Annotated in this window: 1 protein-coding gene; it reads left to right on the forward strand. The window is 48.7% G+C overall.

The genetic code is table 11. From position 1 onward, the window contains the following. On the forward strand, positions 1-267 hold a 267-nt coding region (locus V0R37_RS22325), incomplete at both ends, for a hypothetical protein (RefSeq protein WP_420376586.1).

The raw sequence follows: 267 nt of genomic DNA on the forward strand, positions 1-267 counted from the left end.
ATATTTTTGGTGGCTGTGAATTTATTCGTTATGACGATCGCCCCTGGAGCGAAAAAGTGTTCAATCGTCTGCAAACATGTACGCAGATCGTTTCTGTCGTCACCGAACAAATCCAGAGCCGCGTCGTTAACAATGTCGACTATGAGTTGTTATGCCGGGAACGCGATAACTTCCGCATCCTGGTCGCCATCACCAACGCGGTGCTTTCCCGCCTGGATATGGACGAACTGGTCAGCGAAGTCGCCAAAGAAATCCATTACTATTTCG

The organism is Pollutimonas rozaliensis, from assembly GCF_048751585.1.
Classification (GTDB): domain Bacteria; phylum Pseudomonadota; class Gammaproteobacteria; order Burkholderiales; family Burkholderiaceae_B.